General features: G+C 66.3%; 11 protein-coding genes. 4 read left to right on the forward strand and 7 right to left on the reverse strand.

The genetic code is table 11. The features are described from left to right. Positions 1–61 precede the first annotated feature (61 nt). Together G0Q01_RS14030 and G0Q01_RS14035 are read right to left on the reverse strand one after the other, a co-directional pair. On the reverse strand, positions 62–382 hold the full coding sequence (locus tag G0Q01_RS14030) for an AzlD domain-containing protein (RefSeq protein WP_108964737.1): 321 nt from the start codon (positions 380–382) through the stop codon (positions 62–64). Beyond that, on the reverse strand, positions 379–1,101 hold the full coding sequence (locus G0Q01_RS14035) for an AzlC family ABC transporter permease (protein WP_164188782.1): 723 nt from the start codon (positions 1,099–1,101) through the stop codon (positions 379–381). Before G0Q01_RS14035 ends, G0Q01_RS14030 begins: the two co-directional genes overlap by 4 nt. A 222-nt stretch (positions 1,102–1,323) precedes the next feature. Here G0Q01_RS14035 and G0Q01_RS14040 point away from each other — a divergent pair, with 222 nt between their 5' ends. The 3 genes from G0Q01_RS14040 (at position 1,324) to G0Q01_RS14050 (ending at position 4,996) form a co-directional block, all read left to right on the forward strand. Beyond that, a complete protein-coding gene (locus G0Q01_RS14040; RefSeq protein ID WP_108964739.1) occupies positions 1,324–3,105 on the forward strand; it encodes an IlvD/Edd family dehydratase in 1,782 nt (593 codons plus the stop codon). A gap of 73 nt (positions 3,106–3,178) precedes the next feature. After that, a complete protein-coding gene (locus G0Q01_RS14045; protein WP_108964740.1) occupies positions 3,179–3,913 on the forward strand; it encodes an SDR family oxidoreductase in 735 nt (244 codons plus the stop codon). Between the two features lie 81 nt (positions 3,914–3,994). After that, a complete protein-coding gene (locus G0Q01_RS14050) occupies positions 3,995–4,996 on the forward strand; it encodes an SDR family NAD(P)-dependent oxidoreductase (protein ID WP_164188766.1) in 1,002 nt (333 codons plus the stop codon). Between the two features lie 84 nt (positions 4,997–5,080). On the opposite strand, the gene G0Q01_RS14055 is transcribed toward G0Q01_RS14050, so the two are convergent. The 5 genes from G0Q01_RS14055 to G0Q01_RS14075 all read right to left on the reverse strand — a co-directional run bounded on the left by G0Q01_RS14055 (position 5,081) and on the right by G0Q01_RS14075 (position 11,425). Further along, entirely contained in the window at positions 5,081–5,989 is a 909-nt protein-coding gene (locus G0Q01_RS14055; protein ID WP_164188767.1) for a DMT family transporter, read from the reverse strand. Positions 5,990–6,243: 254 nt separating this feature from the next. Beyond that, positions 6,244–7,734 carry a UxaA family hydrolase gene (locus G0Q01_RS14060; RefSeq protein WP_164188769.1) on the reverse strand — a complete coding sequence of 497 codons (1,491 nt, stop codon included), beginning with the start codon at positions 7,732–7,734 and terminating at the stop codon, positions 6,244–6,246. A 161-nt stretch (positions 7,735–7,895) separates the two neighbouring features. Further along, on the reverse strand, positions 7,896–9,491 hold the full coding sequence (locus tag G0Q01_RS14065) for a TRAP transporter large permease subunit (RefSeq protein ID WP_193989053.1): 1,596 nt from the start codon (positions 9,489–9,491) through the stop codon (positions 7,896–7,898). 5 nt (positions 9,492–9,496) lie between these two features. Continuing rightward, positions 9,497–10,303 (reverse strand): TRAP transporter small permease subunit, encoded by an 807-nt coding sequence (locus G0Q01_RS14070; protein WP_108964744.1) that lies wholly within the window; start codon positions 10,301–10,303, stop codon positions 9,497–9,499. Between the two features lie 102 nt (positions 10,304–10,405). Beyond that, on the reverse strand, positions 10,406–11,425 hold the full coding sequence (locus G0Q01_RS14075) for a TRAP transporter substrate-binding protein (RefSeq protein WP_108964745.1): 1,020 nt from the start codon (positions 11,423–11,425) through the stop codon (positions 10,406–10,408). A 263-nt stretch (positions 11,426–11,688) separates the two neighbouring features. Between G0Q01_RS14075 and G0Q01_RS14080 the strand changes: the two genes are divergently transcribed. After that, on the forward strand, positions 11,689–12,372 hold the full coding sequence (locus G0Q01_RS14080) for a GntR family transcriptional regulator (protein ID WP_164188771.1): 684 nt from the start codon (positions 11,689–11,691) through the stop codon (positions 12,370–12,372). Positions 12,373–12,975 lie beyond the last annotated feature (603 nt).

Below are 12,975 nucleotides of genomic sequence, written 5' to 3' on the forward strand. Positions count from 1 at the left end.
TCTCGGAGGAGGGGACCGGCCCTCTCTCTTTTGCGCCGCAGGTCTTCGCACGGGGTTCAGATCAAAGCAGCGCCTGCATCAGGTAGAGCGTGCCCATCCCGGCCACCAGCGCGCCGGTCACCGACAGGCGCAGCGCCACGAGGAAGGTGACCAGCGCGGCGATGATCCGCGCCGGCTCGGTCTCGCCGCCCGAGGCTTGAGGCCAGAGCACCAGGGGTGTCACCATGGCGGGCAGCACCCCGACGCCGACGTACTTGAGGTGCAGCACGAACCAGTCCGGCAACTGCCGGCGTCCGAAGAAGCCGAGGAAGGAAAAGCGGATCAGGAACGTGCCGATGCCAAGCAGGATGGTCAGCGTCCAGAAGGTTGCATCGTCGATCATGCCCGTCCTCCCGAGGCGCGCCGCGCGGCCCTGCGGCGCAGCGCCAGCTCTGTTTGCGCGCCAACCAGCATCGCCACCAGCGCCGCCGCGATCAGCCCGAGCCCGGCCGGAAAGCCCGCAAAGAGAATCGCGCAGACCACCGAGACCGCGGCGGCCAGCATGTGCGGCAGCGTCCGCAGCAGCGGCGCTGTGATGGCGATGAAGCAGACGGGAGCGGCGAAATCGAGGTGCAGCGAAGCCGGAATCGCTGTGCCGATCACTGCGCCGAGCAGCGTGCAACCGTACCAGAAGGGGCAAATCAGGGCCATCACGCCGAAGTAGTAGGCGACCCGCTCCTCGCGGCTCATGCCAGGCTTTTCCTCGTAGGTTTTCACCGCCACGGCATAGGCCTGGTCGACCATCAGATAGGCCATCAACGCCCGCACCCCGAGCGGCGCGTGGCCCACGTGCGGCACCAGCGCCGCCGAGTAGAGCGCCATGCGCAGGTTGACGGCCAAGGCGGCGGTGAGCGCGACGAAGACCGGCGCATGCTCTTGCAGCAGCGCCAGAGCGGTGAACTGCGAGGCGCCGGCGATCACCAGTACCGACATGGTCATGACCTGCAGGATGTCGAGCCCGGCGTCGCGGGCGACGACTCCGAAGAGCAGCGAAAAGGGAACGACCACGGTGACGAAGGGCGCGCAGTCGCGATAGCCCTGCCAAAAGGCGGCGCGGGTCATGCGGTGCGGCTCGTTCGGCACGTCTTTGCGCGCCTTAATGTGCTGCGAATAAAGGGTAATGTTCCGTTGCTCGGCGGCTCGGCACGCATTGGCAACCGCTCCTCCCATGATTGCTCTTGCATTTGGTATACCAAATTGGGAAGCTGCTGCAAGAACGAGCGCGTCACGCGGCGCGCCTAGGCAAGGCGCGCGGGGAGGCGCGTCAAGGAGAGGAAGCTACCCGTGTCCGACACACGCGCCAACAAACGATTCCGCTCGCAGGAGTGGTTCGACAACCCCAACAATCCCGGCATGACCGCGCTCTATGTCGAGCGCTATCAGAACCAGGAATACACCCGCGAAGAACTGCAGGGCGAGAAGCCGGTCATCGGCATCGCCAACAGCGGCTCGGACATCGCGCCCTGCAACAAGATCCACGTCTTCCTGATGGACCGGATCAAGGCGGGCATCCGCGAGGCGGGCGGTATTCCAATGGAATTCCCTGTCCACCCGATCCAGGAGACCGGCAAGCGGCCCACCGCGGCGCTCGACCGGAACCTGTCGTATCTCGGCCTCGTCGAGGTGCTGCACGGCTACCCGATCGACGGCGTGGTGCTGACCACCGGCTGCGACAAGACCACCCCCGCCATGCTGATGGGCGCGGCGACGGTCGACATCCCGGCGATTGCCCTTAACGGCGGCCCGATGCTCGACGGCTGGTGGAAGGGCAAGCGCGCCGGCTCCGGCACTATCGTCTGGGAATCGCGCCGGCTGCTGTCCGAGGGCAAGATCGACTACGAAGAGTTCATGTCGCGGGTCTGCTCCTCGGCGCCTTCGCTGGGGCATTGCAACACCATGGGCACCGCCTCGACGATGAACGCCATGGCCGAGGCGCTCGGCATGTCGCTCACCGGCAACTCGGCCATTCCCGCGCCGTTCCGCGAGCGCATGGCGATGGCCTACCAGACCGGCAAGCGCATCGTGGAAATGGTCTACGAGGATCTCAAACCCTCCGACATCCTGACCCGCGAGGCCTTCGAGAACGCGATCGTCGTCAACGGCGCCATCGGCGGCTCGACCAACGCCCCGCCGCACCTGCAGGCCGTCGCCCGTCACGCCGGGGTCGATCTGAACGTCAAGGACTGGGAGACCATCGGCTTCGACGTGCCGCTGCTGGTCAACATGCAGCCGGCCGGTGAATATCTCGGCGAGAGCTTCTTCCGTGCCGGCGGCGTGCCCGCGGTGATGGAAGAGCTGCGCAAGGCAGGGCGCATCCACGAGGGCGCGATGACCGCCACCGGCAAAACCATGGGTGAGAACGTCACCGGACTGGGCAGCCAGGACACCGACGTGATCAAGACCTACGACGCGCCGATGCGGGCCAATGCCGGCTTCAAGGTGCTCTCGGGCAACCTCTTCGATTCGGCGCTGATGAAGACTTCGGTGATCTCCGCCGACTTCCAGAAGCGCTTCCTGTCGGAGCCGGGCAAGGAGGGCATCCTCGAGGCCCGCGCCATCGTCTTCGAGGGGCCGGAGGATTACCACGACCGGATCAACGATCCCGATCTGAAGATCGACGAGCATTGCATCCTCTTCATCCGCAACGTTGGCTGCGTCGGCTATCCCGGCTCGGCCGAGGTGGTGAACATGCAGCCGCCGGATGCGCTGATCCGGCAGGGCATCAACCACATGCCGACGGTCGGCGACGGGCGCCAGTCGGGCACCTCGGAGAGCCCCTCGATCCTCAACGCCTCGCCCGAGGCGGTGGTTGGCGGCGGGCTCGCCTACCTGCAGACCGGCGACATGGTCCGTCTTGATCTCAACGCCAGCACGATGAACGCGCTGGTCGAGGACGCCGAGTGGGAGAAGCGCAAGGCCGACTGGACCCCGCCGGAGATCGTCAACCAGACGCCCTGGCAGGAGATCTACCGCAAGAACGTGGGCCAGCTTTCCGACGGCGGCTGCCTCGAGCTGGCGACGGCCTACCAGAAGGTCGCCCGCAGCCTGCCCCGCGACAACCACTGACGACACAGAGTTCCGGCGCGGGCGTGACACACGCCCGCGCCGTTTCCTTGGCAAATCTCCCGGGAGGAGTTTCATGCAGAGCATCATCATCACCGGTGCGGGCAGCGGCATCGGCCGGCTGACCGCGAAGGCCTTTCTAGACGCGGGCTGGAAGGTCGGGCTTGTCGGCCGCCGCGAGGCGCCGCTGGAAGAGACCGCGGGGGGCAACCCCAATGCGCTGGTCCTGCCCTTCGACGTCGCCGATCCCGAGGCTGTCGAGGCCGGTTTCGACAAGGCGATGGCCGAGTGGGGCCGGATCGACGCGCTCTTCAACAACGCCGGTGTCGGCCTCAAGGGCGCGATGATCGACGAGATCCCGGCCGAGGAGTGGATCAAGCTCAGCTCGATCAACATAACGGGCATGTTCCTCTGCGCCCGTGCCGCCTTTGGCCGGATGCGCCGCCAGGACCCGCAGGGTGGCCGGATCATCAACAACGGTTCGGTCTCGGCGCATGTGCCGCGCTGGGGTTCGGCGCCCTACACGACCTCCAAGCACGCGGTGACGGGGCTCACCCGGTCGCTGTCGCTGGACGGGCGCGCCTTCAACATCGCCTGCGGCCAGATCGACATCGGCAACGCGTTGACCGACATGGCGCAGGCGATGACCCAGGGCGTGCCGCAGGCCGACGGATCGATCGCCGTGGAGCCGGTGATGGACGCGGCGCATGTGGCCAGCACGGTCCTTCACATGGCGACGCTTCCGCTTGAGGCGAATGTGCAGTTCGTCACCGTCATGGCGCCCGGAATGCCCTATATCGGCCGCGGCTGAGCGCCGCGGCGGACCCCGGCGATTTACAATCGGCGGGGTCTGGCCTATCGGGGGCGCGACGACAGAATGAGGCGGCCCCTGATGCCCAAGACGCTCGTGACCGGCGCAGCCGGTTTCATCGGTTTCCATCTTTGCAAACGCCTGCTTGCCGAGGGCCACGAGGTCGTCGGCCTCGACGCCGTGACGGATTACTACGACACGGCGCTGAAACGGGCGCGGGTGGCGTTGCTCGAGGGCGAGGGTTTCAGTTTTGTGGAGGGGCGGGTCGAAACCGGCGGGCTGCTGCTGGGCCTCTTCGAAAATCACCGTTTCGACTACGTCTACCACCTCGCGGCGCAGGCCGGGGTGCGCCATTCGATCGAGAAGCCGCGCGAGTATCTCGACAGCAACATCACCGGCACCTTCGAGCTGCTCGAGGCGGCGCGGGCCTATCCGCCGAGGCACATGCTGATCGCCTCGACCTCCTCGGCCTACGGGTCGAACACGGAGATGCCCTATCTCGAGACGATGAAGACCGACCACCAGATGTCCTTCTACGCGGCGACGAAGAAGGCGACGGAGAGCATGGCGCACAGCTATGCGCATCTTTACGATCTGCCGACCACCATGTTCCGCTTCTTCACCGTCTACGGCCCCTGGGGCCGGCCGGACATGGCGCTTTTCAAGTTCACCAAGGCCATCCTCGAACGCGCGCCGATCGACGTCTACAACCACGGCGACATGATGCGCGACTTCACCTTCGTCGACGACCTGGTCGCGGCACTGCACCGGCTCGCCCCGGTTGCCCCGCAGCGCGGCGCGCCCGCCGGACCGGAGGACAGCCTCTCGCCGGTCGCGCCCTGGCGGGTGGTGAACATCGGCAACGGCAGCCCGGTGAAGCTCGGCGAGTTCATCGAGGCGATCGAGGCGGCCACCGGCCTTCCGGCCAAGCGCAACCTCTTGCCGATGCAGCCCGGCGACGTGCCGGCGACCTGGGCGGGAACCACGCTTCTGGCGCGGCTCGCGGGCGAGTCGCAGTACACGCCGGTTGGCGAAGGCGTGCGCCGCTTCGTCGAGTGGTACCGCGGCTACTACGGAGTCTGAGCCGCATCGGCGGGCATTTCTTCAGGCAGAATTGTCCTGAGGAGCGCCAGATAGTCGGGAGCCGCGCCTCCCGTTGCGCCGCGCTCAGAGCCGCGGCGGGATTTTCGAATGCGGCACGCCGCGCTGGCGTTCGCGGTGCCAGATATAAAGCCCCGCGCCGATGATGATCATCGCGCCGACCAGCGTCCAGACCGTCGGCCAGGTGCCGAAGACCAGCAACCCCGCCGCTGCCGCACTCATCAGCTGCAGGTAGACCATGGGCGCCAGCACCGAGGCACCCGCATAGCGGTGCGCCGCGGTGGCCAGCAGGTGCGCCACCGCCCCGAAGACGCCGATCACCGCCAGCATCGCGCCGGTGCCGGCGCTCTCGGGCGCCTGCCAGTCCGGCAGCACGACGGGCGCCAGCAGCAGCGTCGGCAGCGCGCCGCCCCAGACCTGCGAGGTGGCGTTGCTTTCGACGCCGGCGAGCTGCCGGGTGAGGATGAAATAGACCGCCGCGCAGCACAGCGCGCCCATCGACAGCAGCATGGCGGGGTGGAAGTCCGCCCCCCAGGGCTGCATCACCACCAGCACCCCCAGGAAACCCACGCAGACGGCGCCGATCCGATGCGGGCCGACCTTTTCGCCCAGCAGGGGGATCGCCAGCAGGGTGACCACGATCGGCCCGGCGAACATGATCGTCGTGGTCACGGTGATCGGCAGGTAGGCAAGTGCAAGGAAGTTGAGCATCGTGCTGCCGAAGAGACCGGCGGCGCGGAAGGTCTGCTTCCAGGGGTGCGCGGTGCGCAGCAGCGCGGTCCCCTCGCGCGGCAGGAAGGTCATCAGCACCAGCACCAGGTGCCCGGCATAGCGGCACCAGACCACCTGCAGCGCCGGGATGCCGTGCTGCAGCAACCATTTCGCCGATGTGTCGATGCAGGTGAACCCGATGACGGCCAGCGCCATCAGCATCAGGCCGAAACCCGTCCGGTCTTCGCGGGGGGCAATCGCCATGGCTCAGCGCGTCCGCGCCGGAAAGAGGGACATGAGCGGGGCCTTTCAGATGCGTGCAGTGGGGGAGGTCATTCGCGGCACCCTGTGCGCGGGCGTGCCGAAGCGCAAGGCAGCGGCCGCCGATTTGTGTGCACAGCCGGGCCTGCGGGATCGCACGCCCGGCGGGCGCCCCCATGCGTGGCTGAGGGGCGCGCGCCGGGGAGAGCAATGGCTCACGCCGTGCTCTTCCGGGCCTGGGCGGGCGCGCCGAGGGATCACATCACCGCGCCGACCTGCCAGGGGACAAACTCGTAGTCGCCCAGCCCCAGCGCCTCGGATTTGCTCTGCTCGCCAGAGGCCATTCGGAGCCACATCTCGTAGATTTCGCGGCCCACTTCCTCGATCGTCGCGCCCTCGGTGAGGATGCGCCCGGCGTTGACGTCCATGTCCTCGGTCTGGCGCTGGAAGAGCTCGTTGTTCGAGGCGACCTTCATCGAGGGCGAGGGCTTTGCGCCGAAGGCCGAGCCGCGCCCGGTGGTGAAGCACACGAGGTTGCAGCCCGAGGCGATCTGGCCGGTGACCGACGCCGGGTCGTAGCCGGGGCTGTCCATGAAGGTGAAGCCCTTCGCGGTGACCTGCTCGGCATATTTGTAGACGCCGTTCAGCGGCGTGGTGCCGCCCTTGGCCGCTGCGCCGAGGGACTTCTCGAGGATTGTCGTCAGGCCGCCCTTCTTGTTGCCGGGCGAGGGGTTGTTGTCCATCGAGCCGTGGTTGCGCGCGGTGTAGTCCTCCCACCAGTGGATCAGGTCGATCAGCTTGTGGCCCACCTCGGGGGTGGCGGCGCGGGCGGTCAGTAGGTGCTCGGCGCCGTAGATCTCGGGGGTCTCGGCAAGCACGCCGGTGCCGCCCTGCGCGACCAGAAGGTCGCAGGCGTAGCCGACGGCCGGGTTGGCGGTGATGCCGGACCAGGCGTCCGAGCCGCCGCATTGCAGGGCGACCATCAGTTCGGAGACGGGGCAGGGGGTGCGGGTGGCCTTGTTGACCTCGGGCAGCATCTTCTCCACCTGCGCGATGCCATGCTCGACGGTCTTGCGCAGCCCGCCCTCGTCCTGGATGTTCATCTTCTGGAACAGCGGACCGGGCTCGAGCCCGTAGGCTTGCACGAGCCAGTCGATCTGCATGACCTCGCATCCAAGGCCCGCCATCAGCACGCCGCCGACATTGGGGTTGCGCGCATAGCCCCAGAGCACCCGCTGCAGGAATTCAAAGCCGGTGCCGTCGCCACCCATGGCGCAGCCGGTGCCATGCACGAAGGCGACAACGCCGTCGACGTTGGGATAGGCGGCGAGCTTCTCGGGGGTGAAATGCTGGGCAATCATCCGCGCGGCGGTGGCCGAGCAGTTCACCGAGGTGAGGATCGCGAGGTAGTTGCGGGTGCCGACGCGGCCGGTGGCGCGGCGGTAGCCCATGAAGCTGTCCTGCGTCTCGGCAGGCGGCACGGGGCGCAGGTTGGTGCCGAACTCGTAGTCGGCCTCGACGTTGCGGAACTCGAGGTTGTGGGTGTGGATATGCGCGCCTGCCGGGATGTCCTCGGCGGCATAGCCGATGATCTGGGCGTATTTGCGCACGGCCGCGCCCTTGGGGATGTCGCCGATCGCCATCTTGTGGCCGCGCGGGATCAGCGTGGTTGCGCCCTCGTCGCCCACTTCCAGCGGGACGACTGCGGTGACGACGTTGTCATGTTCGGAGAGGCGGACGGTTTTCATATTGGTTGTAGCTCCATGGAGCGGCTGGTGAGGTCTCCGGCAGAGGCGCGGCGCGCAGAGGGCCAGCGTCGCTCGGGCGGGGATCGGTGGGGAAACTCTCTGCCCTCCGCGTGGGAGGGTCAAGGCGAGGGGGCGGCGCGGGCCGCCCCCTCGGGATCACGCTACAGGAACAGCGTGACGATCGGCGGCCAAGCCAGCAGCACCAGCAGCGCCAGCAGCTGCAGACCGATGAAGGGCAGGAAACCGCGGAAGATGTCGGTCAGCGAGATATGCGCCGGGGCGACGGACTTCAGGTAGAAGGCCGCGGGGCCGAAGGGCGGCGACAGGAAGCTGACCTGCATGTTCATGCAGAAGACCACGCCGAACCAGATGCCGACATAGCTGCTGTCGACATGGCCGAGCCAGCCGATCTCTTCGGCGGGCAGGCGCATCACGATGGGCAGGAACACCGGCATGATCAGCAGCACGATGCCGACCCAGTCCATGAACATCCCCATGATGAGGAAGATGAACATCATCACCAGGATGATGCCCATGGTGGGCAGGTCCGAGCCGACGATCATGTTGGCCACATAGGTCGGGCCGCCCGCCAGCGTATAGGCCGCCGCGAGGGCTGCCGCGCCGATGGTCACCCAGATGATCGTGCCGGTCGACTTGAGCGTGCGCATGACCGCATCCCACACCACCTCGAAGTTCATCTCGCGGCGAATGAGGCCGATGACGAAGACCGCCACCACGCCCATGCCCGCGGCCTCGGTGATGCCGGTGATGCCGCCGTAGATCGAGCCGAGAACGACGCCGATCACCACGGTGGGGGCAATCAGCCCCTTGCCCATCTGCCAGCCGATGGCGGTGCGCTCGCGGCCGACGATGAAGAAGACCACGATGGCGAAGACCACCAGCGCGCCGACCAGCCACGGGATGTCCGACACCATGCCGAGCGGGATCGGGTCCACGCCCTCGGTCACCGTGTTGGCGCCGGTCACGGTGAAGAACAGCGCGCGCAGGGTGAGCGCGGCCACGATCCACATGCCGAAGCGCGACAGGAAGCCGAGGAACATGAGGGCCTTCTCGCCGCCCGCCGGGGCGTCGGGGTCTGCCGGGGGCAGGGGGGCCTCTTCAGGATTCATCCGGGTGCGGATGAAGATGTAGATCATGAAGAACGAGGCCAGCATGAAGCCCGGCAGGAAGGATGCGGTGAAAAGCGCCTTGATCGAGGTCTCGGTGACCAGCCCGTAGAAGATCAGCACGATCGACGGCGGGATCATCGTGCCGAGCGAGCCAGACGCGCAGATCGTGCCGATGGCGAGGTTCTGGTTGTAGCCGAGCCGCAGCATCTGCGGCAGGGCGATGAGGCCCAGAAGTACGACCTCGCCACCGATGATCCCCGACATGGCGGCCATGATGACGGCCATGATCGAGGTCACGAAGGCGATACCGCCGCGGGTGCGCGACAGCCACACGTTGAGCGAGCTGTACATGTCCCGCGCGATGCCCGAGCGTTCGAGTAGCGAGGCCATGAATATGAACAGTGGCACCGATATGAGAACGTAGTTCACCATCTGGCGGTAGACTGCTTGGCCGAGCACCGCGAAGGGCCCCATGCCGAAGCGCCCGAACAGCAGGTCGGGGCCGAATTTCATCACGAGCGTCGCGACCGCCAGGAAGGCGGAGGCGAAGCCCAGCGGCATCCCGATCGCCAGCAGGGCAAACATGCCCAGCAACAGGATCAGGCTGAGTGTGCCGATATCCACCATGTAAGTCAGTCCTCCAGCGTGCGGCGGATATTCTCGATCTCGACTTCGTCGATCTCGTCCGCAGGCGAATGGTGTTCGGGGGCCTTGTTCCAGTCGGCGATGAGGTTGGACAGCGCCTGCAGGGCCACGAGGCCGATGATGATGATGAGCCCGATCTTGAGCGTTGCCGGCAGGGGCGGATCCCAGGCGGTGCCGAAGGTCTCCATGCGGCCGAGCTTTTGCATGGCCTCGTTGTAGCCACCCCAGAACAGGCACAGGAAGAAGACCCAGATCAGCGAGACCGAGATCACGTCGGCCAGCTTCTGCAGCCAGCGCGGGAACATGTCGTAGATGATGTAGATACGGATGTGGCTGCGCTGCTGCATGGCGTAGAGACCGGCGAGCAGGAACAGGAAGGACGCGATCCAGAGCGACAGCTCGTTGGCCCAGAGCGTGGGCTTTTCGAAGACGTAGCGAGCCACGACCTCGTAGAACATCACCAGCACCACCGCGATGATGCCGATCATCGACAGGCGCGAGAGCACCAGCGACAGGATGTCGAGCGGCCCGGTGGGCGCGATCTCGATCGAGCCGCGCCGGTCGGACAGGTAGAGCGAGCTGAAGATCAGGGCGGCGAAGAGCGACCAGAGCATCACCGACACCAGCGGCCGGCCCTCGGGGCGGAGCATTTCGTACATGCCGATCGGTTCTGCCGAGGTGAACTGGCCGAGCACGAGCCAGGCGAAGACGGCCAGCGCCAGCCCGGTGCTGACCATCGCCAGCAGGCGGACCGGTCCGCGCAGCGCGCCGAGCCAGAGGCTTTCATGGGACATTGGGTAACCCTTTCGGAGGAGTAACAGGGTTCGTGAGACAGGAACGGCGGGCCCGTAGCTGGGCCCGCCGCATGGCCTTTTCAGGTCAGGCGCGGGCGCGCCTTATTCCGACGACAGCAGGCCGAGCTGGCCGAGATAGGCCTTGTGGCTCTCGACGAGCGCCTTGGCTTCCGGCGACTTCTCGGCCCAGACGTCCCAAGCGGACTGAGCCGCCTTGCGGAAGGTGGCGCGATCCTCGGCCGACCAGTCGTGCAGGGTGACGCCGGCTTCGGTCAGGCGGGCAGCCGCCTCACTGTTGGCCTTCTCGAAGTAGAGCGACGAGCGCAGCGCCAGCTTTTCCATCGCGGTCTCGATGATGCGCTGGTTCTGCTCCGACAGGCCGTCCCAGACGGTCTTGTTGCAGGCAAGGTGGTCCGACGGCATCGAGTGGAAGCCGGGGTAGGAGGCGTGCTTGGCAAGATCGAACAGGCCAATGGATTCGTCGTTGGCCAGTCCCGAGTAGTCGGTGCCTTCGATGATGCCGGTTTCCATCGCGGTGAAGACCTCGGTGAAGTCCATCACGATCGGCGAGGCGCCGAGGTTCGCGAAAATCTCGGTTTCCATGCCCGGGGGCGAACGGAATTTCCAGTCCTTCAGGTCGTCGGGGCCGGCGATCGGGGTCGAGGAGACCAGCGATTCCTGACCGTAGACCCACCAGCCGATCAGCTGCATCCCGAACTCGTTGTAGAGCTCCTGCGCCTGCTCGAGACCGCCGCCGTAATAGAGCCACGACAGCTGCTGGTAGGGGGTGTCATAGCCACCCATGATGTCGCCGACGAACTGGAAGCCGGCGTTCTTGCCGGTCTGGTAGGCACCGCCGGTCATGTCGCAGTCGAGAATGCCGTTGGCCGCCGCGTCGAAGGTTTCCACCGTGGCCACCACGGAGGAGGCATAGAACATCTCGATGTCGATGGCACCGCCGGACATGGTCTCGACGTCCTCGACGAATTCCGCCGCCAGTTTGCCCGAGGTCTGCTCGGGGTTGTAATGCGTCTGGATGCGCAGGGTCACGTCCTGTGCCAGCGCCGGGCCGGCAAGGACCGTGGCCGCGGTCGCAGCCTTCAGCAGGGTTTTGATTTTCATGTCTTCCTCCCAGAAGCTTGGGGTTTTCCCCCGGTTGCGGCACTCCCTCACAGCGCCGGATGGTATACCATCTGGAATCGAGGCTACCCCAACGTGGGATCGACAATCAACAATTTTTGGTATACCAAATGAGAAATAGGCGGCCGCCTTCCCCTCAGGGGTGGCCTTGGTCTATAGACCGGACCGCTCCGCGACGCGGGGCGCATGACAAGATCCGTACGGGCTGACGACGCGCCGTACGGGCTGACACTGAGAGGCCACCCATGTCCGAGAGCACCGCCGAGACTTCCTTGGCCGAGCAGATCGCCGACCAGCTCCGGCGCGATATCCTGCGCGGCAAGCTGCCGCCGGACACCGCGATCAAGGAACGCGACAATGCCGCCGAACTGGGGGTGAGCCGCACGCCCATGCGTGAGGCCATCCGCATCCTCGCGCAGGAAGGCCTCGTGGTGCTGCGCCCCTCACGCAGCCCGATCGTCGCCCGCCCCACGGTCAAGGAAGTGCATGACCAGGTGGTGGTGCTGCTGGCGCTGGAGAAGCTCTCGGCGCAGATCGCCTGCGAACGCGCCACGGAGGAAGACCTGTCACGCCTCGCCGAGCTCAACGAGAAGATCGCCGATGCCTATGACCATGTGGATGCGCTCGATCTCTTCGAGATGGACATGGCCTTTCACCGGCTGATCGCCGAGGCAGCCCACAACGAGGCGCTGGCCGAGACCCACCACGCCTATCTCGCCCGGCTGTGGCGTGCGCGCTTCCTCTCGGCCACCATGCGCCGCAACCGGGAGCGGGTGGTCTCGCACCACGGCGCGATCATGGAGGGGCTGCGCGCCCGCGACCCCGGGGCGGTCGACGCGGCGCTGGACCAGCACCTGTCGAACCTCGCGGAGGATATCTCTGCCGCGATCGAGGCGGAAAACGCCGCAGCCGGCAGGGCAGGGGGGTAGCGCGCGCTGAGCTCGGCGCTCGCCTTACAGGTACGGAACACAGGCGGCCGCGGAAGCGGCCGCTTTTTTGGTTTCCGGGGGATGCGCCTTGGCTGCTGCATGGTCTGTGCGTCGGATGTGCAGGATCGGTGCCCGCGGGTGCGAGGTGACTCGGGAGTGACTCGGGGGGGCGACTCGGGCCGACTCCGGGGCTGAGTGTGGACACGCTTGTTGATAACTCTGTGGGCGTCGCAAGATGTGGGTTTCGGGGCGTTTCGCGGACCCTGCGGAAGCCGCGCCGTTGGGTTGGGATGCGCAGAAAAATAGAAACATATCTTATTGTTATTTCTCAGTTATTCAGGACACTCGCAAAAACTTCCGTCTCTTCGGAAAAATCCGCTTGCAGGCCCCGGGGGGTATCCGTAAAAGGCCCCTCACCGGCGGCGCTGAGGCGCACGACGGGACGCCAGACGGGGCGGCGGCGAGCGGAAACGCGGGGCTGGCGCAGACGAGGTGGACAGGAAATTCGAGAGACGGGCAGGCGGGCGCGCCGGAAGTTAGGGCGCACTGGTCTGGTTTTGTCTCTCACGCTCTTTGACATCGCAGATATCTGAAGAGATATGC

Origin of the sequence: Salipiger sp. PrR007 (assembly GCF_010499845.1) — a bacterium.
Lineage (GTDB): Bacteria > Pseudomonadota > Alphaproteobacteria > Rhodobacterales > Rhodobacteraceae > Salipiger > Salipiger pacificus_A.